Origin of the sequence: Anaerococcus lactolyticus S7-1-13 (assembly GCF_000758765.1) — a bacterium.
In the GTDB taxonomy this organism is placed as follows: domain Bacteria; phylum Bacillota; class Clostridia; order Tissierellales; family Peptoniphilaceae; genus Anaerococcus; species Anaerococcus lactolyticus.
Map to the genome: position 1 here is coordinate 1 of NZ_JRMW01000026.1, position 25,660 is coordinate 25,660.

The following is a 25,660-nucleotide window of genomic DNA, read 5'->3' on the forward strand; positions in this document are numbered from 1 at the left end:
ACTCATAGTAGTTGCTTTTTTTGTTAGAATCTCTTCGGCTTTGAGAAGGTGAGGCTCGAAGGTTCGAATCCTTTCACCGTTAAATACCCCTTGATTTGGGGTATTTAACCGAAAACTAGCGCACTTAAACATCCATTGATTTTGGATGTTTAAGGAGAAAAAACAGTGCGGAAGCACGAAAAGCTTACAAAGTAAGCGATTTTCTCGAGCGCGGAGAAGTTTGCGAAGCAAACGTGTTTTCGTCCGACCATTTAAATTAGCAACATCAGTTGCTTTTTTATTTCCCTAAAAATTAAGAAACTTTTTATACAGAACAAGCAACTCATAGTAGTTGCTTTTTTTGTTAGAATCTCTTCGGCTTTGAGAAGGTGAGGCTCGAAGGTTCGAATCCTTTCACCCGACCATAGATTAACAACCAACTAGGTTGTTTTTTTATTGCCCTGAAAAATTAATAGCTTTTATACAAATCAGCAACTCATAGTAGTTGCTTTTTTTGTTGGTAACACTTTGGCTTTGAGAAGGTGAGGCTCGAAGGTTTGAATCCTTTCGTCCGACCATTCAAATAGCAACGAAAGTCGCTTTTTTATTGCCTGAAAATTAAGAACTTTTATAAAAATTTGCAACCATTACGGTTGCTTTTTTGTTGCCTCCAACATTTATATATTTTATATATAACAAGTTAGCTTAAATTTTGGTTTTATCTTTTTTTCAAAAAAATCCAACCCTTCTCAAAATGTCTGGGTTGGATTTATCTTTTTCATATGCTCTACAATTCAACAATTACAGCTTGGTAAGCGTCTAGGATTTCTGGGTCATAGTCTGGGTTGTTGTTTTGAATTACCTTTCCATCCTTTATGAGCTCGGTGATTTTTTCGTCTAGCTCATAGAAGTCATCGCTTAAATTTATTAGGACTACAAAGGCTTTGTCTTTGTAGGTTCTCTTGTAGGCGTAGACTGTTTCGTCTATTGATAGGAGTTCATAGTCTCCTAGGCCAAAGGTTGATTCTTTTTTTCTTAGCATGATTATGTTATACATGTAGAAGAAAAATGAGTCGCCATGTTTTAGGTAATCCTTGTAGTTGTTGTCATAGTGGATCATTGTTCCATAGTAATTTTTCACTTCGGAAAATCTTCCAAGGATGGAGTTATCCCATCTTAGGGGAATTTTGGCTGAGAAGTTGGTCTCTCTTTTTATTTTATTGAAGGCTTCTTCCGAATCTAGACCATCTTTTAGGTATAAATTATAAATCGCTTTGATTTTCTCATCATTTATACCGTCCATGTCTACTTCATATTCACTTTTGGCTTCGATTTCAGTGCCTTGGTAAATAAAAGGAATAGTTTTTAGGCTAAAGAGCATTGTGGCTAGAGCTTCTGATAGGGGTCTAACTTCTTCGTCATGGTCTAAAATTTTTTCTAATAGTCTTGGACTTGCAAAGTTGTCCAAATCCATGCCTGCCGGTATTTTTTCGCTTAATTTTTGAACTCGATCTATGAAGTTATAAAATTCCTTGTAGGAGTTAGGCTCTTTTACAAGACTGTTAGCTTTTGACAAATAGGCCATATCTACCATGTCATCCTTTACCAAGTCTGGATTATCAAAGCCACCTATAAATATTAATTCAAGCTCATCTGTTAGTTCCTTGATTGCTGCAATTAATTCTTTTGCGTCATTTTCATTTTTCTCAAATAGGCAATCTAAGTTTTTAATTCTGATGCCCTTAATCCCAGTTTCTTTCCAATATTTTATAAGGTCTATTAATCTTTCTTTTAAGTTATCCCCATAGGATGCTAGGAGGTCTTTGCAATCAAAGTCCAAAAGAATTTTAATTCTTATATATTTTCCTTTTTCACAAATAGCCTTTATATCTTCTATATCTCCCAAATCTTCTTTGATTTTATAGTAATCAACCTTGCCAGAATTTTCTTTGAAAACTTGGTTGATCAAGACGTAGTTTGCCCCAAGTTGGGATATGATTGTAAGCTTACTCCTAAGACCCTCTAGGTCGCCAATGCCATCTGAGTTTGAGTCTATAAAAGATTCTGGATAGGCTTCGTAATAAGTCGATTTTTTTTCTTTGTTTTCTAACATATGTTCCTCTTTCTTTTCCTTACAAAAAAGACCTGGTTTCGTGAAAGCCTCACCACCAAATTTTGATGATTATGGGTTGATTTCACTTGCCACCAGGCCCCTTATTTTAAAAATTTTCTATTTTGTTAAAGCTTATTGAGTCAAATTCTCCTTGACTTTCAGCCTTGAGGCTACCGCCTTCAAATTTTAATATAATCGGAGTATCAACATTTACTCCCTTGATTGTGGCAGATACTTCATTGCCATTTGCGCTATAAGAGCCTAGGTGAACTGCCTTGTCTGTTTGATAGGTTAGGCTACCATCTGCTCTTAGAGATAATCTCCTGCCATCTGCCTCATATTCTCCAACAACTCCGTCGGATGTAGCAAAGTGGTCTTTTATATTGGTCTTGTTATCTTCGGTCATAGTTAGACCCTCAAGACCGCTGCCAACATTTGCAAGAGCCTTATCTATAAATCCAAATCCTTGGTATTCGATTTGGTAATATTTATAGTCGCTCTCCACAAAGAACTTATGGAAGATTTGATTATCAGTTGTAACCGGCCCTTGACTGTAGAACTTACCATCAGCATCCATAGCTTTTTTGACATTTTGGTATTCTACAAAGGTGTAATATTTAAAGCTTGATTGGAAGTTTGTTTCTGGTAATTTTTCAGATGTTGTTACTTCGTAAATGAGATATACTTTATTTTTCACATCACCACTACCATCATCCTTAAAGCCTGTGAAAGAGCCAAGGTATTCAATATTATCAACGTTAATTATATTTTTATATAAGATAGTTTGCTTAATTAATTTGCCAGCATTATATTTCAATTGGCCTAGTAAATCGCTATTAAGGTGGGCTGTAGTCTTGATATATTCAGAATCCCCCTCACTTGTTGAATCACCATCACCAGTTTTGGCTGTAAAGTTTTTGCTGGTTGGGGATAGACTCACATTGTAGTTATTCTTGAATTCTTCCTCGTTAAAGTTTAGGCTAACTGCTATATCTTCGCCCTCTTTAATGCCGTTTGTCTTTGCTGGAATAATGTCAACTGCGTGCATAAATTCAGGAGCATCATCAGTTAGACTTGCTGTTAGGGTCATGTTTGGACTCTCGCCTTCAAATTTTACATTGATATATTTGAATGGATCTGTAAAGTCGTCACTTGATATGCCATCGATAATCACAGCCTTGGATGCATTTGTAATTAAGACATTGTACTTATCTGAGATCTTGATATTATCAAGATTAGCCATGACTGTTATCTCGTCACCATTTGACAAGCCACTATCCTTAGAATATTGGAAAACAACATTATCTTTTAGGTCAGCTGCAAATTCTTGAGCAGGCGACTCATAAGAATCTTTATTATTATTCCTTGAATTGTATTTGATGTCCTTGCCATAGGCTTGAATCAATTTATCAGTATCTATACTTGCCTTTGGCACAGCACTTCCATTTTCTCCCTCATAACTTATGGTAATATAATCGCTAAGTGGGATTGTAATGTCAGTGGTCTTATTCATCTTTACATAAAGGGTACCGAGAATTACGGCTATCAAAACGCCAATTAGACCTAGCAAAAGATTTCTGCTAGTGAGATATTTCTTTTGGAAATCATTTAGTGGGTTTGCCTGAACCTTTTCTTGTGAGCTTTCTGTATCATCAGCCTTCTTATCAGCTTCCCTTACAGCAGGTGTCCTTTGTTTTGGATTAGCATTTCTTAGGATTTGATCACCATTGTCCTTGATGAAATTTTCCCTGCTTATCTTTTTATTCCTAGCTTGGATTTTTCTAATTCCAGCAGAAATAGTCATGTTCGCCAGGTCATCTTCACCATCGCCTATAAGCCTGTCTAATTTTTCTTCAAGGTTTTTATTTAAAATGGTTTCTTTATAATCATCTATATAATAATCTTCGTCCCCATTTTTTCTAGCTTGGTTTAAGGAAACCTTAGCCTGGACTTCTTCTATGACAGACCTTTGATTGTAAGGAGAAGACTTTTCGCCTAGGTTTTTAAACCTCCTACTTTCCTTATCCATCCTATCTTGGGGGTCAAGACTAAATAAATCTTCTTCTGGATTTTCTTCCTTGGTCTGATTTTCATCGGAATTATTTGAAGGTTTTAGGTTTTGATTTAAATCAAAATTATCTAATTCGCCATCCTTAGATGCCTTATTTTCTTTGGCCTCGCCTCCAACACTTTCATTAGAATTTGCATGGTCTTTAGGGTCTATTTTATTTTTAATTAATTTAAAATTAAGAAGATCAGAAAGACTCTTCTTAGGGCTTGTATTTTTTTCTATAGCTTCCTCGGCCGGTCCTTTGTTCTCTATTTTGCTGCCACAAACTGGACAAAAGTTGCTAGCCTGATCTATACTCGCACCGCAATGCTCACATCTCATATTAATTCTCCCTTTGCATACTATATATAATATACTTTTAAAAGTGAAAATATAAACTAATAAAAGAAAATCTCTTTCGATTTTAATATAAAGTTTTTTCCTAAAATCTTTATAAATAATACTTGCTAAGACCGAGACCAGACAAAATTGAAAAAATAAATAATTCATGCTATAATTAAAAAAAGGTTTACCTTAGATAAGAGTGAAAGAGCGGATATATTTACCCGCTCTCTTTTTGTCTAAAATAAAAATTCGACTAACAAATTAAAAGTCTTTGCAGAAAGGATTATTTATGTATGATCTTATAATTATCGGTGCTGGAGTCACAGGAGCTAGTATAGCCAGAAACCTATCTCGTTACAAGCTGAATATCCTCGTCCTCGAAAAAGAAAATGATGTATCTATGGGTGCCTCTAAGGCAAATTCTGCCATAATCCATGGTGGCTATGCTGAACCCCATTCTGAACTTAGGGGCAGAATATGTTATGAAGGCAGGAGGGAATTTAAAAAACTAAATGAAGAATTAAATTTTGGTTTCTTAGAAAATGGTTCCCTCGTTTTGGCCTTTGACAAAGGAGATGAAAAGGAACTTCAAAAGCTAATGGCCATGGGCCTTGAAAATGGCCTAGATGATCTAGAAATAATCAACCAAGATAAGCTAAGGCAAATCGAACCAAACGTATCAGACAAAGCCATATCTGCCTTATATTGCAAGGGTGCCGGCATTTGTTCGCCCTATGAATACGTAATTGCTCTTATGGAAAATGCAGTTTCTAATGGAGTAGAGCTTAAACTTGAAAGTAAGGTTACAAATATAGAAAAAAATGGACCAATCTTCACCCTTACAACCGAAGATGGTAATACTTTTGAGGGCAAATACATAATTAATGCTTCAGGCCTCGAAGGTGCAAAAATTTCCCAAATGATTACAGAAACAAATTTCACCATTCACCCAAGGAGTGGTGAATACCTCCTTATGCAAAAAGGCACTGGGGCAAGGATTAACCATGTCCTCTTTCAAACCCCAAGCCCAAAATCCAAGGGCATACTTGTCACAAGGACCTACCACAACAACCTTCTCCTAGGCCCAGATGCCATCGATGAGGAAGTAATAGATAAGGGTACCCACATAGAAAGGTTGGCTGAGATTTATAGACTTGCTCAAAAATCAGTTAAGGATGACGTGATAAACCTCAAAGAATTTATCAGGTCTTTCGCAGGCCTTCGCCCTGCATCATCGACAGGTGATTTTATTATAGAAAACACAAAGACAAATGGCTTTATAAATGTGGTTGGCATCCAATCACCAGGCATAACTTCATCTCCTGCTATTGCAAAAATGGTAGAAGAAATTTTAAGAAATTTAGGCCTAAATTTGATAGAAAATCCTAGCTACAATCCAAACAGAAAGCCAATCATCAGCTACAAGGACCTTGAAGATTTCAACAAAGTTATTAAAAAAGTGGACCTACCTCTTGGAAATCCTGAAAGACTTGTTTGTAGGTGCGAACAAGTTAGCGAAAAAACCATCAGAGATGCCATGAATCGTGGTCTTGACTGCAATAGTTTCGATTCTATAAAAAGAAGGACGAGAGCTGGCATGGGCTTTTGCCAAGGGACTTTTTGTAGGAAAAGAGTAATCGAGGTCATGGAAGATGAAGTCGGAGCAAAAATTAAATCCGACCTCTTTGATAGCGAACACTCAGGCATTAGCAGGATCAATAAGGCCGATATCAACAAATTTATCAAGGAAATTTCCGACTAAAAAAACCACCAACATTTTTGTTGGTGGTTTTTAAGGATTATACTAAAATTATTTTCTATTTATGAAGGCTTTGGCAAAATAAACCTAACTTGCCTTTGATGTTGCTATTACCCTAACTCCAGTGCCTGCAACATTTTCTATGAGGCAGTCGCCAATTTTTACTGGTGCACTTATATGGGCCTTGTTTATTTCTTTCATGACTTCCATTATTTTTCCCTTTGGGACAGCCTGTTCGGTTTTAACAGATACAAGGTACTCCTTTGCACCGTCCACCCTGGCTGTTGATGTCACTGTCCTAACTGGATTTGTTAGCTCATTTTTAGCATAAATTTCGCCTCTCTTGCAGGTGTTGCCAGTTATATTTGTGATTTGTCCATCTTCTACTGTAACGCTTACTGTGCATCCTAGAGGGCAATTTATACAAGTTAATTCTTTAATCATAAGCTCTCCAACCTCACTTCTATTTTTTCGCTATTTTCATTCAAATCGCTTTTCTTAAGAACCAAGTCCTCCATCTCACCTGGAGCAAAGACTATCTTTCTCTTTTGGGCAACTTCCTTGCCATCCACTTCAAGGACTAGCCTTGATTTTTGATAGATATTATTTACCCTAAACCTAATTACAACTTCATCTCTCATTGAGCCAGGAGCTATGTACTGAGGTACTGTATAGGTTACGCCATTGCCTGGTGTGAGGTGGATTTTCTTTTCATTTTCCGAATTAAATTCATCTTTGATATAGGCTGCGGCATTTTCTCCAGCAAGTTCACTTTCTTCTGTTACATAGTCGACAAGGTCGTGAACGTGAAGGACGTTGCCTGCTGCAAATACACCATCTATTGAGGTCATCATCCTGTCAGATACTTCTGCTCCCTTTGTTCTTGGATCCATTTTGATCTCTGCATCCCTACTTAGTTCATTTTCTGGAATAAGGCCTACTGACAGAAGAATAGCGTCACATTCCACATATTTTTCTGTGCCAGGGATGACTTTCATATGCTCATCTACCTTGGATAAGTAAACACCCTTTACCCTGTCAGTTCCTTCTATATCTGAAATTGTTGTTGAAAAATAAAGAGGAATGTCAAAGTCATTTAGGCATTGGACAATATTTCTCTTTAAGCCTCCAGAATATGGCATAATTTCTGCAACACATTTTACTTCTGCTCCTTCTAGGGTCATGCGTCTTGCCATTATTAGTCCAATATCTCCAGAACCTAAAATTACAATTTTTTTGCCTGGCATAAAGCCATCGATATTGACTAATTTTTGGGCAGTACCAGCTGAATATACACCTGCTGGACGACTTCCTGGAATGTTTAGGGCTCCTCTTGGTCTTTCCCTGCAACCCATGGCGAGGATAACTGCCTTAGGCCTAATTTGGAACATTCCATTTTCTTCGTTCATAAGGGTAAGGGTCTTATCAGAACTAAAGTCAACTACAATTGTATTTAGCATTACATCGATATCTCGCTTAGCTACTTCGTCTTCAAACCTTCCCGCATATTCTGGTCCAGTTAATTCTTCTTTAAATCTGTGAAGGCCAAAACCATTGTGGATACATTGGTTGAGGATGCCTCCAAGTTTTTTATCTCTTTCAACAATCAAGACGTTTTTTATACCACAATCATAGGCCTTGGCTGCTGCTGCAAGTCCTGCAGGACCGCCACCTACTACTACTAAATCATAATTTTTCATCTCTTTCTCCTACTTCACTCTTCCGTCTACATAGTAAGAATCTTTTGAGTTTTTAACAACTTCTGACATATCTTCGCCGAGTTCGCGGGCTAAGATTTCCATTAAATGTGGCAAACAGAATCCACCCTGGCACCTGCCAGCGCTTGCCCTAACACGTCTTTTAATACCATCTACAGTCCTTGCTCCAAGTGGCCTATTGATTGCATCTACGATTTCTCCCTCAGTAACAGATTCACACCTGCAAATGATTTTGCCGTAGAGTTTATTTTTCTTAATCAAGGCTGAATGTTCTTCAAGACTCATTTCACTTGTTTTTGGAATAGGATGTCTGTCGTAGGTAAATTCTTTATTATCAGCAAAGTCGTATTTATCAGCCACAAGCTCTGCCATATATTTTCCGATAGCTGGAGATGAAGTAAGTCCAGGAGATTCTATACCAACGCAGTCAAAGAAGCCATCCTTGCTTTCTTCAAGAATGAAGTCACCACCAACTTCGTGGGCTCTGTTTCCAGAAAAAGATGTAATTACCATCCTAACTGGCACGTTTTTTACAGTGTGGTTTGATTTTTCTACAACTTCTTCAAGTCTTTCTCTTGTTGATCTTCTGTCATTTTTATCGTCAACAAAGTCTGAAGTAGGTCCAACAAGGGTGTTGTTATCAATAGTTGGACTTACAAGGATGCCCTTACCCTTATCAGAAGGGAGGTTAAACATAACATGGTTTACAAAACCTGCTGTCTCCTTATCTAAGAGCAAATATTCCCCACGTCTGGCTTTGATTTCGTATTTTTTATCAGATATTTGATTGTGGAGCTCATCTGAATATACACCTGCGCAGTTAATCACAGCCTTTGTTTCAAAGTCTCCATCATTAGTATGTAGGATCCAGTGGTCGTCTTTTTTCTCAATTTTCTCTACCTTAGTATTAAACTTATAGTCCACACCATTTATATTTGAAACTTCGGCATAGGCAATAGTCATCAAAAATGGGTCTAAAATTCCAGCCTCTGCACAATATAAAGAGGCAACCACATCGTCTGTAATATTTTTCTCAAGGGCTAAGGTCTCTTCCCTATTTAAAATTTTCATGCCAGTAACCCCATTTGCTATACCGTAATCGTATAGTTTTTGAAGGTTTGGCATATCTTTTTCATCGTGGCATAAAACAAGGGTGCCAATTTTTTTATAAGGGAAGGCAAAAAGCTTGCTTTCCTCATCCATCATGTGGTTACCCTCGACATTAAATTTTGCCTTTAAGCTTCCCGGCTCTGCATCGTAACCACCATGGCAGATGCCAGAATTCGCCTTACTTGTTTCTGTACAAACGTCTTCGTTTTTTTCAAGTAATAAAAATCTTCCCTTTTTCTTTGAAAGATGGGCTGCTACTGAAGCTCCTATAACCCCTCCACCAATTATTATTACATCAAACATTTTAACTCCTTATGTAAAATAAAAAAAAGCGAACAAAAGTAGGGTCACTTTTACTCGCTTATCTCTATTATTATTTACTTATCTTAATTATACTATGAATTTAATTTTCAATCAATACTATTCTTCGTAGTGCTTAGCCCAGTCAAAAGACCTAGCAATGGCTCTTTGCCAATTTCTATCTTTCTTATCTCTTTCGTCCCTAGAAATAGATGGCTCAAAAGTTTTATCTACAAGTCTGTAGGCTTTAATTTCGTCCTTATCTTTGTAAAATCCAGTGGCAAGACCTGCCAGATAAGATGCGCCCAAGGCTGTTGTTTCTAATGTTTTTGGTCTTTCTACCTTGCTTTGGATCATGTCAGCTTGAAATTGCATCAAAAAGTTATTTGCACTTGCACCACCGTCTACCTTTAGTTCGTGAAGTGGATGACCAGCATCTCTTTCCATTGACGCTAGTACATCATTTGTTAGATAGGCAAGGGATTCTAGGGTCGCCCTTACTATGTGGTATTTATTTGTGCCTCGAGTTAGACCGACGATAGAGCCCCTAGCATATGGGTCCCAATATGGGGCACCCAGACCTGTGAAGGCAGGAACTACATAACACCCATTAGTATCATTGACCTTTGTTGCCATATATTCTGTATCATCAGCAGCATCAACTATCCTTAGTTGATCTCTTAGCCATTGGATGGCAGAGCCTGCAACGAAAATTGAACCTTCAAGAGCGTAGTCAACCTTTCCTTCCTCAAGGCCCCATGCAATTGTTGTGACAAGTCCGTTTTCTGACTTAACTGCCTCTTTGCCAGTATTCATTAGGAGGAAGGCACCTGTACCGTAAGTATTTTTGGCATCTCCCTTTTCAAAACAAGTTTGCCCGAATAAGGCTGCTTGTTGGTCACCAGCTATACCTGCGATTTTGATTTCTCCATCAAAGTAGCCAGGGAAGGTTGTTCCATAAACATAAGAAGATGGTTTAACATCTGGAAGCATACATTTTGGAATATTTAACATTTGTAGAAGTTCATCATCCCACTCTAAGGTATGGATATTAAAAATCATTGTTCTTGAAGCATTTGAATAGTCTGTTACGTGCACCTTGCCGCGGGTCAAATTATAAACCAACCAAGTATCAACCGTACCAAACAAAAGCTCACCATTTTCGGCCCTCTCTTGACCATTTTCTATATTATCAAGAATCCACCTAATCTTTGTCGCAGAAAAATATGGGTCTACAACAAGTCCTGTCTTATCTTGGATAAGTCCTCTATGGCCGTCAGCAACAAGTTTATCTGCCATATCAGCTGTTCTCCTACACTGCCAAACAATAGCATTGTAAACAGGCTTGCCAGTGGCTTTTTCCCAAACTATGGTAGTTTCTCTTTGGTTGGTAATACCAATAGCCTCTATATCACAAGCTGTAAGACCAAGTTTTGCCATAGCTTCTGTGCACACACCCAATTGAGTTGACCAGATTTCTGTCGCATCATGTTCTACCCAACCTGGATGAGGGAAAAATTGTGTGAATTCTTTTTGGGCAACTGACATAATCTCGCCCTTTTTATTAAAAATTATCGCTCTATTGCTTGTTGTTCCGGCATCTAGTGCCATTATGTATTTAGTCATAATAAATCCTCACATTTTCCAAATTTTTGTATTTGATGATGAAACTCCAATCGCTCCTGCACCTATCGCCCCCATAGCATCTGCCTTATCTCTAATAAGACCTCCAGCTATTAGTGGCACCTGGCTCCAGCTTGCAATTTCCCCTATTATCTGGGGCATAATGCCTGGCAAAACCTCAAATAGATCAGCAGAAGTGCTCTTTATTGTCTCCTTGATACTCTCATAAGAAAGGCTATCAAGTATAAAAAACCTAAAGACTGTGCTAAGACCCAGCCTCCTTGCTTCGTAAATATTTTGTGCCCTAGTAGTAATAATACCATCAGCGTCCGTATATTTTTTGATAAAGTTAGGAGAATAGTGCGAAGACGACAATCCTTCTACTAGGTTTTCATGAACAAAAACAATTTTATCCTTATTTTTTAATTTCTTAACTATGGTAGGAATTGTTTCTATATTTCCAAAGAGTACAAAAACAACCTTGTTGTCTATATACTCTTCCTTCAGGCATTCCCTCAAGTCTTTACCATCTTTAATCGCCATAATCACTGGATTTTCATACAAGATTTCTCTAATATTCAACATATCCCTCCCCAAACGCATAAAACGAGCCCAAAATTAATCAAGCCCGCTTCTCTAAATATCATAATATAAATTTATGTTATCACACTCAGGCAATTTTTGCAAGTGTTTTCATAAATCAAATTTTAAAAATCAAAAAGTTCAAGTTCGGCTTCAGTTAGGTCTCTGTAGTCTCCTTCTTTCAAGTATGGGTCTAAAACAAGTTTGCCAATAGCAGTTCTCTTTAAGCCAACCACCTCATTTCCAAGATTAGAAAATAGTCTCTTTACTAAGTGGTATTTGCCTTCTGTGACTTTGACAATAGCTTCCCTTTCGCCTGTTATTTTTAATTCTGCAGGCCTTGCTGTGTAATCGTCTTCTTTGATATAGACTCCCTTTTTAAATTCTTCTACCAAATTTTCTGCGATAGGATCGCGAGTTTTTACCTCATAGGTTTTTGTGATATGTGAATTTGGGCTGGTTATCTTATGGATAAATTTCCCGTCTGTCGACAAAATTATTAGACCTGTTGTGTCCTTATCAAGCCTTCCTGCTATGGATAAGTCGTAATTTGTATAAAAATCATCTAAGAGGTCGATAACTGTTTGTTCAGCATCTTGAGTAGCAGATAAAACTCCAGCTGGCTTGTTTAGGATTAGGTAGAGATTTTCTATATATTCTACAAAGTGGCCCATGTAAAATACTTCGTCTACAAGAGGATCTACCTTAACTGAAGAATCTTTTACAATTTCGCCATTTATTACCAGTGCCCCTTTTTTTGCATTTCTTTTTATATTTTTCCTGGTATCAAGACCAGTATTTCCTATCATCTTATCTACTCTCATTTATTTCCCTTTTCTAAAACATTGTCCATGGCAGCCTTTAGACTCTCATAGGACTTGTAAAAACCTTTCAAATAATCCCTGCCCTTGTCTGTAATATAATAATATTTTCTCTTAGGGCCCTTGGTCGATTCCTTAAAAATGCCCAAGATTAAACCCTTTTTAATTAGCCTGGTGAGTATTGGATAAACCGTGCCTTCTGTCATATTATAAAACCCATTTAACTTAAGTTCTTCTATGATTTCGTAGCCATAAGTTTCCTTGTTTTTTATTATATGGAGGATTATTCCGTCAATAAGCCCCTTTAACATTTGTGTATCTATCATAGGCCCTCCTATCTATATTGTATTACATAGTAGATGACTTTCAATTTCTCTTGCAAAAATATTTCATCTGGCAAAATTTGCAGGCTTCGACATCGTCAGTTCGCCTGTAGCCAATGTTTCTATCAATCATCCTTGCAATTTTGTCAATTTCATTGATATCAAAGTCTGTTACTTCGATTTCTATGAGCCTGTCTTCTTCAATAAAATATAAGTACATTTTATTTAAAGGATGGTGGTTGCCTAAAATTAAATGACGGTAGGTCATAAGTTGGCCCTTGTAGGCTGAGATAAAATCTTCATTATAAGATCCAGTTTTTATATCTAGGATTGACCCATCCTCAAGACTTATATCGACCTTACCTTGGAGGATGTAAAAATTTCTATCGAGTTTATAATTTGTCTCAACACCTGTGATTTTAAATTCTCTCTTGATAAAATTTTCGATAGGTTCCTGATATTCAGGATTTTTTTCTAGAAAATCTAAAAGCTTTGCTTTATCTTTCGGCAAGAGCGCATAGTATTCTGCGATCTTGTGGGTGTTGGTACCAAAGCTTAGAGCCCTTGTGTTTAGCGACCTAAAATTAAGTTTTCTTACAAACCTATATTTTAAAGAGCAAGTCTTAAAGACTTCTATGTCTGTAGTGTAGGCAAGGACCTTCTTTTCCTTCTTTTCCTCGCTCCTTTCAAAGGCAAGGCTCTTTAGGAGGGAGGTTCTTGGGAAAGATTCTGAGAACTTACTTAGCTTATAATCTTCACTATTATCAAGGAGGACCAAGAGGTTTTTTGCCCTGGTAAAACCTGTATAATACTTCCTATAAAAATCTTTTACATAAGAAAAATCATTTGGGTCAGGCTTTTCTAAAAATCCTGGTTTGGCTGGTTTTGGAGAATCATAAAGACCAGATATAAAGACAACTTCAAACTCTAAGCCCTTGGCCTGGTGGATGGTCATAAAGTTAACTGCATCCTTGTGACTGTCAATATTTGCATATTCTTCTATAGCTCTTGAAACAAAGAGGTATTCTAAATAAGAATTTATAAATTCCTTATAGTGGTCCTTAGGATTTTCATTTTTAAAAATTTCATCAAAGTCCTTGGCAATGTTTATCATCGTTGAAATATTGCCAAGTACCCTTGCACCATCAAGGTCTTCTTCATCCATTATTAAAAATTTCCTAAAATATTCAAGGCCCATCGCCTTATAAAGCAAACTTGTTAGGGGAAGATTATTTTCCTTTTCACTAGCTATAAAATTTTGGATTTCCTTATTTTCCTTGAAAGTCTCATCCCTGGTCAAATAATATAAATAATTTTCATACTTGGCCTTATTTTTTGCAAAGGCTCCATAAATTGTGGATGGGTCCTCATAGAAAGTTTTAATTTCAGCAAGGTTCATGATAAGGTAAATAAAACCCCTTATCTCATCTCGCCTAAAAAATTCAGAAGATTTTTTATTCAAAACCCTGATGCCAGCCTTTTCAAAATAAGCTTGAAGTTTTGACACATAAGCGTGGTTTAAAGACGGGAATAAAAAGGCAATCTGGCCGAGATTTATATCCTGTTTTAAAATCCTTATAATTGTTGCAAGGTTTTGTAATTCATTTGCCCTGGCCCTTACGATTGTGTTTGGATTTTTTTCCTTGTCAACAGCCCTCAAAGTCTTTTTATTTTCACCAGCATAATCTTTGTTATCAAGCCACTTCAATGACTTTTCTATAATAGCTTGGTTGGACCTATAATTTATGTCGAGTTTATAGGTGTAGGCCTTGTGACCCTTCTTTTTGAAAAAATTATCAGAAAATTCTGTAAGGTTTCTAGGATCTGCCCCCCTAAAAGAATATAAGGACTGGTCATCATCACCAAAAACCATGATTTCCTTATCTCTGACCAGGTTAAAGGCAATTTCCTGTTGGATATAATTTGTATCTTGGTATTCGTCAACAATTACAAAATCAATGCCTTTGCGAATTTCCTCTCCCCTTACAGGGTCTTTTAGAAGCAGGTAAAAATCCCTCAGGATCATCTGGAAATTAATTAGGTTGTTTTCTTTAAGGAGCATTTCGTGAGTTTTAAAAATTTTTCCAGCGAAGACTTCCCTTGGATTTTCAGACTTTAAAAGCCTGTCCACATCCATAAGCTTGTTGGTAATTTCCTCATAAATTCCCTTGATGGCCCAGGAGTGGTTATAGGTGATGTATTTTTCATAGTCTTCGATATTTTTATAACGTGCCAGATTTTTTTCTATCAAGTATCCCTCAAGGACTTGGTCAATTACCTTGGAATCCAAAAAAGGCCTATCAAGCGATGGGTATTTTTCAAGAAAATCAAGAGCAAGAGAGTGGAAATTTCCAATCATCATATCCTTAAGTTCAGTTTTAATCCCCTCGGCTTTGAATTCAGAAATAATCCTAGTTTGAAGCTCGCTAGCAGCTTTTTTGGTGAAGGTAGTAAGCAAAATCCTATTGGGACTTATACCCTCGTTTTTAATCAGAGAAATAACTTTTTTTACAATTGTATAGGTCTTTCCTGTGCCTGGCCCTGCAATAACAGCAGCAGGTGTCCTGGCCTTTTCTATAATTATCCTTTGACTTTCATTTATCATAACAATCTCTCATAGCAAATCCTAGGCTTTTTTGCCCCTTCCTCGTCAATGAAAATTTGCCCAATTTTCCTAAAACCTAATTTATTGATTAGACCACGCATCTTGAAATTATCCTCGTGGGTATCTATCCTTAGGGCATCGAAAGAATTTTTTTCGGCATGCCTTATGATGGCAATAAAAAATTTTGTTGCAATTCCCCTTTGGGTGACGGCAGTATCTACAGCAAATGTGTGAATTGTAAGAGGATTTTTTCCTTCAAAGTCACCTTCCCGAACCTTATAGGCCTCTTCCTTCTCGTCTGACAAAAAACAATAGGCAAGAATCTCCCCTTCATTTCCAAACACATAAGCCTTGCCAGTTTCAATTTGTCCTAGCAAAAATTTTTCATTCATTGATTCAATCTGCCACTGATCAATCCCATCTTTTTTCAAAGATTTTTTAGCCTTATCTATTATTTTATCTATTTTTTTAATATCCTTAATTCCTGCTTTTCTCATACAAACATTATACCTTAATAAGGGAAGCTGGCTTTAGGATTGGAAAGCGACTTTCAAAGTGATATAATATTCTTAACTAATGGACAGGAAGGATAAAAAATGTACGATTATTTAATTATAGGAAACGGAATCTGTGGTCTTTCAGCAGCTGAAGAAATTAGAAAAAACGACGACAAAGGCTCTATTTTGATACTAACTGATGAAAATGGCCATACATATTGGAGGACTCGTCTTTCAGAATTAATTGCCAAAGACTATACAGATGAAGAAATTCTTGTAAAAAAAGAAACTTGGTATGGGGAAAGAAAAATCGAAGTAAAACTAAACACCCATGCTGAAAAAATTGACAAAGAAAATAAAAAAGTAATAAGCAAAGATGGTGAAGAATTTGAATACGGCAAGCTTTTAATAGCAACCGGATCTCGCGCCTTTGTGCCACCTATCAAAAACGCTGATGCTAAGGGAGTATTTGCTATAAGAAGCTCAGAAGACCTCAAAAACTTCAAAGCCTACCTAGCCAACAAAAAGAAACTAATAATTATCGGTGGTGGTATCCTAGGCCTTGAAGCAGCAAACTCAATTTCTCAATTAGGTATTGAAATTACCATAGTTGAAGCCTTCGACTACCTACTAGCTCGCCAACTTGACAAGGACTTATCACAAAAATTAGAAAAAGCCCTAAATGATATGGGCATGAAGACCCTAACAGGCAAGTTTAGCGAAGAAATCCTAGTAAAAGACGGCGCTGTTTGCGGTCTAAAACTAACTGACGGCACAGAATTAGAAGCTGATGCTATCATGATCCAAGCAGGTATTAGGGCAAATATTGATATTGCTAAAAATTCAGGCCTTGCCATAGACAGGGGCATCCTTGTTGGCGAAAACCTACAAGTAGAAAATGAGGACATCTACGCTGCAGGCGACGTTGCTCAAATAGGAAACTTCTCAATAGGTCTTTGGACAGCATCTATGGAAATGGGTAAGATTGCCGGCGCAAACATGACTGGTGGAAATAAATTGTACGAGAAACCAAAACCATTCTCAACCCTCATGCTAGGCGACATCAAGCTATTTTCAGCAGGCCAAAACGCAGGTGATGGTATAGAAGAAGTTAAAAAAGAAGACGGTGAAAAAATCTACAAATTATTTAAAAATAGCGATAAATTTGTAGGCGGCATCCTTTGGGGAGATATCAAATACCAAATGGACGTTAAAAAAATAGTCTTTGAAGGAATAGACCCAAAAGAAACCAAACTTGGTGGAGAAATATTCGGTCTATAAATAAAAGTGCAAAGAGCTAAACCAACATGGTCTAGCTCTTTTTTTATAGCTTTATAAAATTTTTAAGGCAGAGGAAATCTTTTATGAAATTTTCTCATTTACTTTTGTCTTCATTCCCATACTTATAAGGATAAAGACTAAAGAGAAGGCTAGCATTATTCCTATGTTTGGCAGGATTGTCCCAAAGCTTGGGTTTTCTAATAAGAGTTCGTTATTTTTTATATAGTAATAGGATGGAAAAATTTTTCCTAGTGTCAGAGCTGTTTTTGAAAGTAGGGCTTGAGGTACAAAGGCTCCGCACAAAAATGATGATCCCAAGGACACCACTTGCATGACTCCTGAAATGGTGTTTTCATTTGATATTAGGCTTGAAATGAAAACTGCCATAGTCACAACACTGATTGTGAAAACCAGAGAATTTACCATCATTAAATTTATGTGGACGGCAGAAAAATCGTATTTGTAGAGAATAACAAATAGCAAAATATAAAGGGCCCAAACTATAAGACCTGTACTTATGTGGCCTAAAATCAACTCGAGATTCATCCTTGCCTTTGGCATTGGACTTACAGCATTTCTCATAGCTAGACTTTTCTTTTTATAAACGCTAACTATCGTTGATACAATCAAAAGGACCTGGGCTAGGATGAGGTAATTTATGAAATTAAAATAAAATACCGAATCATCTTCACCAGCAATATCAACTTTACTTTTTATTTTTACATCGACCTGTTTTGCCAAATCTTTATTTGTGTATTTAATAGCTTCATTCGTAGAAAACCCAACTTGTTCATAGGAATCAACCTGGCTTAGGTACTGGTTTACATGCTCTTTAACAGCCATACCATACATATCATCAGGAGCCTGCTTAAAATTCACCTTCCTTGTTTGATCAAAATCTTTTGGAATGACAAGACTTGCGCTTATTATCTTATAAAAAAGCTTATCTTCAACAAGTGACTCATCCATTTTCTTAATCACAGCTTTCTTATCCAGATAATCGTAAAGTCCCTTGGATAGTTCAGTCTTCGCCTCATCTTTCACATAGATATCTGGCCTTACATTTGTGTAAAATTCCTTCTTATCAGACTTGGTTGAAAAACTAAGAATGGCAAGAAAAATTAGGGTGTATAAAATAATGGCAACCTTATGGGCCATGGCTATTTTAAAATAATTTTTATAGACTCTCATATTCCTTACCCCTCATATAAAACAAAGATCCAGCCAAAAATACAGCACTAATAAGCACTAAAAGACCGAGATTTTCATAAAACCTAGCTGTAGAATCGTAATAATACAAAGAATAAATCGCATCTGTAACCACAGCAACAGGATTGATTTTGCCTAGGATTGGGAAATTCTCTTGAACAATGACTTTCATACTTGAAATCATCATGCCCGATAGAAAACTCATTAGCATGGAGATGGCAATGCCTAGATTTATTTTAAATTCAATCGACTTTTTATTTGAAACTCCAATAAAAATCCCAAAGGCAACTCCCGTTAGGGATGAAACCGCAGATAATAATATCAAAAGCGACTTTCTTCCACCAAAATCAACTCCAAGAGCCTTATCAAGGTAGAAAATAAAAACTAGGGTGATTATGAAATTTATAAGCCAAGAAACAAGGACAGATGCCAATAGGCTTACCGATTTTTTTATGGGTGCTACTGCATTTCTCTTGGCATTTACAGACAAGTTTGCCTCGTATTGGTAGATAACGTAAAGCCCCCACATGTAGCCGTAAATGGTAGTCATGCCTATCAAAGTGTAAAAAAAGGCATTAATCGGGTCCATATTTTTACGAGATTCATCTTTGATGTGGTTTTCGACATTTATTAGCTTTGAAATATCAGTCTGAGGATTTTTCTCCATAGCCCTTGTTATAATCTCAGATTTTTGACCATAGGCATTTAGGATTGTCTCCACAATAGTTTCCTGGATGCCAGATTTTTTTGTAATAATTTTATCCCTTGATTTTATATAGGCCCTGACATCAGGATTTGTATCTAAAATCCCCTCATCCTCGGCTTTTGTAATCCTAAAATAATCCTCTTCTTCCATTTTTTCTAGGAAATTTTTGAAATTTTGATCCTCATAGGCGGATTCGCTCACCCCAATATCAATAGGGTCAAATTTATTATTATCACTTATGCCTCCAAAGGCGAGTTTGAAAAACATTCCCAAAATTATCGGAAAAACCAAGGCCCAAAAGACCATGGCCTTTTGTCTTAAAAGGAATTTAAAAGTATTTTTAAAAGAATGCCAAAACATACTAGTCCCTCAAATCCTTGCCTGTAAGGTCTAAGAAAACATCATTTAGACTTGGTTTTTCAACACTAATAGACCTATAAGAAACTTGATTATCACTTAAGATTCTAACAAGATTTAAGAGATTTTCTTCACTTTTAGAAAAAGTCATCTTGCAAGTGTCATCCTTGTAGGCAAAATCTATGATATGGGCCATATTTCTAAGCTTTTCTTTAACCTCATCGGTCAAAGATTCAGCCACAAAGGAAATTTTTTCGCTAATCTCTATCATATCCTTAAGCTCATTTGAAGTGCCTTTTGCAATTACTTTGCCTTTATCAATTATAACTATGTCGTCGCAAAGAAAATCGACCTCATCCATGTAGTGGGAGGTGTAAATAATGGTGGAGCCTTCCTCATTCAGCTTTTTGATTCCCTCCAAAATATTGTTCCTAGATTGGGGATCAACTGCCACAGTTGGCTCATCGAGGATGATTATATCAGGTCTGTGGGCAATACCACAGGCTATATTTAGCCTTCTTAGAAGACCACCTGAAAGTTTTTTTGGCTTAAACTTCACAAAGTCATTCAGGCCAACCAAGTCCAAAGTCCTCTTGATTAGCTTTTCTCTTTCCTTTTTATCCCTTATATAAAGACCACAAAAATAGTCGATGTTTTCATAGACATTTAGCTCATCATAAACTCCCACATCTTGGAAAACCACCCCGATTTTTTTCTTTATATCATAAGCGTCTGGGCTCATTTCCTTGCCATATATTTTCACACTGCCAGCGTCTTTCTTTAAAAGACTTAAGATACAGTTAATAGTTGTAGACTTGCCCGACCCATTTGGCCCCAAAAGTCCTAAAATACGACCCTTTTTAACGTCCAAATCAAGTCCGTCAACAGCTACAAGCTCCTTATATTTTTTGACAAGTCCCCTAACTTCAATCAAATTCTCCATAAGACCTCCAAATTCCTACTTGTCTATCTTAATTATAATAAATTTTCTTTTATTATAGGTAAATCTATTGTAAAATTTATGTTAAAAAATCCACAAGCTTTCGCCTGTGGAATATTTTAAAGTTTCATTGAATTTTGTCTTCTTCTTAGTCTTGTAATTGTTGCCTTTTCGTCGATTTTTACCATGGACATATCTATTACAGTATCCTTTGGAATATCAACAATCGCTTCAGTTTTTGGGGTGATGAGTCCTATTGGTAGGAGGTCTTCTTCTATGGATCTTGCGTGGCTAGTTAGTTTGCCAAAGACCTTGTTTGAGCCGATACCTTCTAGTTTTTCACCCTTTTTAATATCTCTTTTTGCAATTGTTACAGTATCTGCCACCTGCCCGTGGATTGGTGCTATAGTTGGCTCATTTTCAACAACTGCATTGAAAATTGTAATAGGCGCTTCTAGACTTGTTAGGTGGTATGGCCTATATAATAAATAGTTTGGACCATCGCCAAATCCTAAAAATTTCATCAAATCTCTTACATCTTCCTGATCACTTGTTACGATTATGAAGACACCTGGTGCCATGCCTGGAGAAAAATCTACAACTCCATAGGAATTTAGAATCCCCCCATCTCTTTTTAATTTAAAGTCTTCTACAACCTTATCTGGACTTGTGGTAATGCCATGGCAACCAAAGGTATCTGGCAAAAATCCTATAGCATTACATACAGAGTTTAGCTCTATCATGGTGTTTGTCCCATCTACAAAGCTTGTTAACATCCTTGGTGATAATTTTTTAGAATTTGCTTCTGCTTCTAATTCTTCATTGGTAGCGTAATTATTTAGTGGATTATTTTTGCCCTTAGCAGCTACTAGGACTTCAAGACCCATGCCGTAAGCATTGTCCACAAGTTCCATAATAGCTCCTGGTTCATCTCCTAAAATACCAGTATAAACTACGCCTGCTTTTTTCGCCATGTCGTGAAGAACAGGACCAACAGTAGCTTCACACTCAACATTAAAACTTATCATGTGTTTGTGGTATTGGATAGTTTTACGAGCTATGACTGCACCAAAAGGTGGGTTTCCTGTACAATCCACAACAGCATTTATTTGCAATAATTTATAGGAAAGTCTATAGTTGGTAGATACTGCTACATAGCCCTTTTCAAGGACTTCGTAGCCTTCATTATAATCATCTGTGTAGATTATTTTATCTTCAGAAATTCCAGCTTGAGTCAAGGCCTTGATAGCCTTTCTTGGATTCCTATCTACAACTAATTTGACTTCCATAGCGTCAAGTTTGGATAATTGGCTAATAAGTGAACCACCCATCTTGCCACAACCGATGATTGCAAGCTTGATACTTTCGCCATTATCTCTCATTTCTCTTAACTTTCTATTTATTTTTAACATTTATTTCCTCTCTGTTTTTGGCTAATAGGCCTTCTACACACGCCTTTGCTGACGAATAGGCCCATTGAATATTATAGCCTCCACAAGCTCCATCCACATCTAGGACTTCGCCTATGAAGTAAAGGTTCGGTATGATTTTAGATTCAAAAGTCTTAGGATCTACAAAATCTGTATCAATTCCACCAATTGTTACCTGGGCATTTTCCTCATCATTTATAGCTGTAATCTTAAAGCTCAAATCCTTGATTGTCCTGATGAGATTCACAATCATTCCATCACTCATATCTCCGACCTTCATCTTACTTTTTAATTTTACCCTATTTAGGACATCTATGATAAGTTTTGCGTGCAAAAAACCCATTAAAATTTCTTCAATGGTTTTATTTGGATTTTTCCTTGCCAGATTTTTAATAATCCTGGCAAGTTTTTCTTCTGGATAAGCTTCTAATAAATCAAGAGACACCCAAACTTCTTTCTTATCTAGGAGGGCATATGAAATATGGTTTGAAAGGTCAAGGATGGCTGTGCCTGTAAGGCCGTAGGCTTGGAAAATCACGTCATCGGTGGATTCTTCGATAAATTTGCCATCCACAAAAAGACGTGCCCTTGCAGTTACCCTAACACCCTTGGCTTTTTTTGATAGAGGATTTGCTGTCTTATAATTTGTAATCCCATAGCTTAGCCTTGTGACCTTGTGAAATGGCCTTAGGATATCAAAAAATTTTCCATCCGACCCAGAACCTGGAAGAGTAATCCCACCAGTTGCTATGACTAAGTTGTCGTAATAAATTTTTGATTTGTCAGTGATTACCAGATTGTTTTTAAAGTCAATATCCCTTACTTCACTTTCAAAAATAAACTTAGCCTTGGCATTTAAGTACAAAATATCCCTAATTGTCTTGGCACTTAAGGTTTGCGGATAGCACCTACCTGAAGGGAGGGAAGTTGTCAAAATCCCAAGGTCATTTAAAAAATTTATCAAATCAAAATTGTCATATTTTTTAAGGGTCACCTTATAAAAATCTTTGCCAGCAGAATGAAACTTATCTAGCGATAGGTTCAAATTTGTAAAATTGCACCTTCCATTGCCTGTAGCAAGGAGTTTCCTTCCGGCAACTTCATTTTTTTCAACAATAATCAGGTCGCCATCGTAGAGATTGGCAAAAAATAGTCCTGCCACACCCCCACCTATCAACACAGTTTTCATATTTTTTCCAAAATCTCTCTAATAGTCGCTTTTTCATTCCAAGGAGTTTTTTCATTGCCATGTAATTTTATGAAATTTTCCTCGCCCTTGCCCATGAAAAGCACATAATTACCTGGCTTTGCCATCCTAAGTCCTGCTTCGATGGCCTCTTTCCTATCTTTAATTAGGGTGTAGGCCCCATAATTTTCTTCCATGCCAGTTACTATATCCTTTGAAATATTTTCGTAGCTATCAAATTTTGGATCATCTGTAGTTACTATTGCATAAATTCCGTAATCTGAAATAGTCTTTCCGATTAAGTTTCTAAACTCAGGATTCCTGTCACCCTGGATACCGAAAACTGCAATTTTTTTCTTATCCCTTGGTAGGGATTTGAAAATTTCCTCAAAGGCTCTTGGTGTGTGGGCAAAGTCTACGATTATATTTAGGCCCTTGTCATTTTCTATATATTCAAACCTTGACCCAACTCCTGGAAAATCTGTTATTACTTCGCTTAGCTCAGTCAAACTTGCTCCTAAGCTCTTTAGGGTGGAGATTGCTGCCAGATAATTATTTAATTCAAAGTCTGCAATTGACCTTATAAAAAAGTCTACTCCGTCAACTTTAAAACCTATACCCTTATCAGTTTTCCTCACATCTCTTGCCCTGATGTTGGCTTTTTCGTCCTTTCCAAAGGTTATGGTGTTTTCATAAAGTGAAACGGCCTTCTTGCCCCAAGGATCATCAACATTTGCAATTGTAAGCTCTGAATTCTCAAAAAGAATCATCTTTGCCTTGAAATACTCTTCCATAGTCTTGTGGTAGTCAAGGTGTTCGGTTGAAAGGTTGTTAAAAATCCCCACCTTAAAATGAACTCCAGCAAGTCTTTTTTGGACTAGACCATGGCTTGAAGCCTCGAGGGTTACATATTTAATCCCCTTTTCAGCACATTTTTCTAAGATTCGATTAATTTCAGTTATATCTGGAGTTGTGTTTGAAGTTTCAATTATCTCTCCACCCACATTTGCTCCGTCAGTGCCGATATTAGCACAATGGCCAAAAACTTTTTCTATCAAATAGGCAATGAGTTTTGATGTAGTGGTCTTGCCATTTGTGCCAGTAACACCGATTACCGATAATTTCTCTGATGGAAAGCCTGTGATTAGGTTTGAAATTTCTGCCAAAGTCTCCCTAGGATCGGCAACTTTAAAATAGGTAATGCCTTCTTTATATTCCACTTCCTCTGTGTGAACAATTGCCTTGGCACCCTTTTTTATTGCCTCATCAATATACTTGTGGCCATCAAAAATAGACCCTTTGACTGCCACAAAAATAAATCCATCTTCTACTTTTTGAGAATTATTAGTCACTGCCCTAATCTTAAACTCTGCTCCGTGCTTAATGTCTAAATATTTTATTTTCCTAACTAAGTCGCTTAGTTTTATCAATGTATTATATATCCCTTCTTGGCTATTACTTCTCTAATTTTATTTGCATGATCCTTGCCATTGGTCTCTAAAGTTAGCTCAACGTTTATGTTTTTAAACCTGCTCGCAGCCTTGAAACCATCGTGTTCGATTGAAATTACATTGGCCTTAGTTTCGGCAATTTCTGTTAAGAGTGCTTGGAGTTTGCCTGGTATATTTGGAAGCTCAACTTCAATCCTTGTGATACGTCCTGTTTCATAAAGTCCCCTATCAATTAGTTGAGAAATGAATGACATGTCGATATTTCCACCAGAAACTAGGCAAACCACGTTTTTATTAAAGAAATTTAGCTTATCAAGAGCTGCTAATGGTAGGATACCAGATGGCTCTGCAATTAATTTATGTTTTTCAATTAATTTTATAAAGGCCATAAGGATTTCTTCATCAGTTACTGTTATCCAGTCGTCAACATTATCCTTGCAGATTTCATAATTTAGCTTGCCAACTGTGGCAACAGCTGTTCCGTCAGCGATAGTGTCAACCCCATCAAGGGTTACAATGTGGCCTTGTTTAACTGCTTCTTTCATGCTCCTTGCAGAATATGGCTCAACACCTATTACCTTGATTAATGGTGAAATTTGTTTCAAACATTTGGCCACACCAGAAATAAGGCCACCACCACCAACTGGCACTAAAACATAATCCACATACTTAAGCTCTTCTACAATTTCAAGGCCGATTGTGCCCTGGCCTTCGATAACATCTAGGTCATCAAAGGGAGGAATAAAGGTATAGCCTTTTTCTTCGGCAAGTTTTAGAGCGTGGTCTTTACATTCGTCAAAGCTTGCCCCATGTAAAACGACTTCTGCGCCGTATTTCAAAGTGCCATCCACCTTAATCATCGGAGTATGCTCTGGCATACAGATTACTGCCTTCATGCCTAGTTTTTGAGCAGAAAAAGCTACACCCTGGGCATGGTTGCCAGCAGATGCTGTGATAATACCTTTATCAGCCGACTCTTTATCAAGTTTTGATAATTTATTGTAGGCTCCCCTTAACTTAAAAGAACCAGTTTTTTGAAGGTTTTCTGGTTTTATGTACACATTGTTATTAGATGAATCAGAAAACACCTCCGAATAAATTAAATGGGTAGGATTTATTACCTCATCAACTCTTTCTTTTGCTTTTTTAAAATCGAACATATGTCCCCCTTAAGTTCATTAAGCACAAATTTAAGTAGCATCTTTAATAGACCCACTTACCTATTATAATTATATCACGTATTTGTACTTTTTTTAAGGTAAGTGTAAAATATAG

20 protein-coding genes are annotated in these 25,660 nt (G+C 36.8%); 2 read left to right on the forward strand and 18 right to left on the reverse strand.

The window, feature by feature from the left end; all coding sequences use genetic code 11:
• Positions 1-766 precede the first annotated feature (766 nt).
• Complete coding sequence (locus tag HMPREF1630_RS03005; RefSeq protein WP_037326947.1) at positions 767-2,092, reverse strand: alpha-amylase family glycosyl hydrolase; 1,326 nt, start codon at positions 2,090-2,092, stop codon at positions 767-769.
• Positions 2,093-2,198: 106 nt separating this feature from the next.
• The gene (locus tag HMPREF1630_RS03010) at positions 2,199-4,484 is read right to left on the reverse strand and encodes a zinc ribbon domain-containing protein (RefSeq protein ID WP_037326950.1); all 2,286 of its coding nucleotides are present in this window, start codon (positions 4,482-4,484) and stop codon (positions 2,199-2,201) included.
• Positions 4,485-4,776: 292 nt separating this feature from the next.
• Between HMPREF1630_RS03010 and HMPREF1630_RS03015 the strand changes: the two genes are divergently transcribed.
• Entirely contained in the window at positions 4,777-6,249 is a 1,473-nt protein-coding gene (locus HMPREF1630_RS03015) for an NAD(P)/FAD-dependent oxidoreductase (RefSeq protein WP_037326952.1), read from the forward strand.
• An 84-nt stretch (positions 6,250-6,333) separates the two neighbouring features.
• On the opposite strand, the gene HMPREF1630_RS03020 is transcribed toward HMPREF1630_RS03015, so the two are convergent.
• The 9 genes from HMPREF1630_RS03020 to HMPREF1630_RS03060 form a co-directional block, all read right to left on the reverse strand.
• Complete coding sequence (locus tag HMPREF1630_RS03020; protein ID WP_037326955.1) at positions 6,334-6,690, reverse strand: DUF1667 domain-containing protein; 357 nt, start codon at positions 6,688-6,690, stop codon at positions 6,334-6,336.
• Positions 6,687-7,946 carry an NAD(P)/FAD-dependent oxidoreductase gene (locus HMPREF1630_RS03025; protein ID WP_037326958.1) on the reverse strand — a complete coding sequence of 420 codons (1,260 nt, stop codon included), beginning with the start codon at positions 7,944-7,946 and terminating at the stop codon, positions 6,687-6,689. Before HMPREF1630_RS03025 ends, HMPREF1630_RS03020 begins: the two co-directional genes overlap by 4 nt.
• Before the next feature lie 9 nt (positions 7,947-7,955).
• Positions 7,956-9,377, reverse strand: coding sequence for an NAD(P)/FAD-dependent oxidoreductase (locus HMPREF1630_RS03030; RefSeq protein WP_004827974.1), 1,422 nt, complete (start codon positions 9,375-9,377; stop codon positions 7,956-7,958).
• A 117-nt stretch (positions 9,378-9,494) separates the two neighbouring features.
• Positions 9,495-11,000: a glycerol kinase GlpK gene (gene glpK, locus HMPREF1630_RS03035; RefSeq protein WP_037326960.1), complete on the reverse strand. Its 1,506-nt coding sequence runs from the start codon at positions 10,998-11,000 to the stop codon at positions 9,495-9,497.
• 9 nt (positions 11,001-11,009) lie between these two features.
• Positions 11,010-11,582, reverse strand: coding sequence for a glycerol-3-phosphate responsive antiterminator (locus HMPREF1630_RS03040; RefSeq protein WP_037326963.1), 573 nt, complete (start codon positions 11,580-11,582; stop codon positions 11,010-11,012).
• Positions 11,583-11,704: 122 nt separating this feature from the next.
• Positions 11,705-12,403, reverse strand: coding sequence for a 16S rRNA pseudouridine(516) synthase (locus HMPREF1630_RS03045; protein WP_037326966.1), 699 nt, complete (start codon positions 12,401-12,403; stop codon positions 11,705-11,707).
• Positions 12,400-12,726 carry a PadR family transcriptional regulator gene (locus tag HMPREF1630_RS03050; RefSeq protein ID WP_004827966.1) on the reverse strand — a complete coding sequence of 109 codons (327 nt, stop codon included), beginning with the start codon at positions 12,724-12,726 and terminating at the stop codon, positions 12,400-12,402. Before HMPREF1630_RS03050 ends, HMPREF1630_RS03045 begins: the two co-directional genes overlap by 4 nt.
• Before the next feature lie 40 nt (positions 12,727-12,766).
• Positions 12,767-15,328, reverse strand: a complete 2,562-nt coding sequence (locus HMPREF1630_RS03055; RefSeq protein WP_037326969.1) for an ATP-dependent DNA helicase — start codon at positions 15,326-15,328, stop codon at positions 12,767-12,769.
• Positions 15,325-15,825 carry a GNAT family N-acetyltransferase gene (locus HMPREF1630_RS03060; protein ID WP_037326971.1) on the reverse strand — a complete coding sequence of 167 codons (501 nt, stop codon included), beginning with the start codon at positions 15,823-15,825 and terminating at the stop codon, positions 15,325-15,327. The genes HMPREF1630_RS03055 and HMPREF1630_RS03060 overlap by 4 nt, the downstream gene beginning before the upstream one ends.
• A gap of 99 nt (positions 15,826-15,924) precedes the next feature.
• Between HMPREF1630_RS03060 and HMPREF1630_RS03065 the strand changes: the two genes are divergently transcribed.
• Complete coding sequence (locus HMPREF1630_RS03065) at positions 15,925-17,106, forward strand: NAD(P)/FAD-dependent oxidoreductase (protein WP_037326973.1); 1,182 nt, start codon at positions 15,925-15,927, stop codon at positions 17,104-17,106.
• Positions 17,107-17,187: 81 nt separating this feature from the next.
• Here HMPREF1630_RS03065 and HMPREF1630_RS03070 read toward each other — a convergent pair whose 3' ends face one another.
• The 7 genes from HMPREF1630_RS03070 to ilvA all read right to left on the reverse strand — a co-directional run bounded on the left by HMPREF1630_RS03070 (position 17,188) and on the right by ilvA (position 25,545).
• Positions 17,188-18,297: an ABC transporter permease gene (locus HMPREF1630_RS03070; protein ID WP_037326974.1), complete on the reverse strand. Its 1,110-nt coding sequence runs from the start codon at positions 18,295-18,297 to the stop codon at positions 17,188-17,190.
• A complete protein-coding gene (locus HMPREF1630_RS03075; RefSeq protein ID WP_037326976.1) occupies positions 18,284-19,381 on the reverse strand; it encodes an ABC transporter permease in 1,098 nt (365 codons plus the stop codon). The genes HMPREF1630_RS03070 and HMPREF1630_RS03075 overlap by 14 nt, the downstream gene beginning before the upstream one ends.
• Position 19,382: 1 nt before the next feature.
• Complete coding sequence (locus tag HMPREF1630_RS03080; RefSeq protein ID WP_037326978.1) at positions 19,383-20,321, reverse strand: ABC transporter ATP-binding protein; 939 nt, start codon at positions 20,319-20,321, stop codon at positions 19,383-19,385.
• Between the two features lie 116 nt (positions 20,322-20,437).
• Positions 20,438-21,730: an NAD(P)H-dependent oxidoreductase gene (locus HMPREF1630_RS03085; RefSeq protein WP_037326979.1), complete on the reverse strand. Its 1,293-nt coding sequence runs from the start codon at positions 21,728-21,730 to the stop codon at positions 20,438-20,440.
• Entirely contained in the window at positions 21,714-22,937 is a 1,224-nt protein-coding gene (locus HMPREF1630_RS03090; RefSeq protein WP_037326980.1) for an aminoacetone oxidase family FAD-binding enzyme, read from the reverse strand. The genes HMPREF1630_RS03085 and HMPREF1630_RS03090 overlap by 17 nt, the downstream gene beginning before the upstream one ends.
• Positions 22,934-24,364 (reverse strand): UDP-N-acetylmuramoyl-L-alanyl-D-glutamate--2,6-diaminopimelate ligase, encoded by a 1,431-nt coding sequence (locus tag HMPREF1630_RS03095; protein WP_081931856.1) that lies wholly within the window; start codon positions 24,362-24,364, stop codon positions 22,934-22,936. The genes HMPREF1630_RS03090 and HMPREF1630_RS03095 overlap by 4 nt, the downstream gene beginning before the upstream one ends.
• Positions 24,361-25,545 (reverse strand): threonine ammonia-lyase, encoded by a 1,185-nt coding sequence (ilvA, locus tag HMPREF1630_RS03100; RefSeq protein ID WP_037326982.1) that lies wholly within the window; start codon positions 25,543-25,545, stop codon positions 24,361-24,363. Before ilvA ends, HMPREF1630_RS03095 begins: the two co-directional genes overlap by 4 nt.
• Positions 25,546-25,660 lie beyond the last annotated feature (115 nt).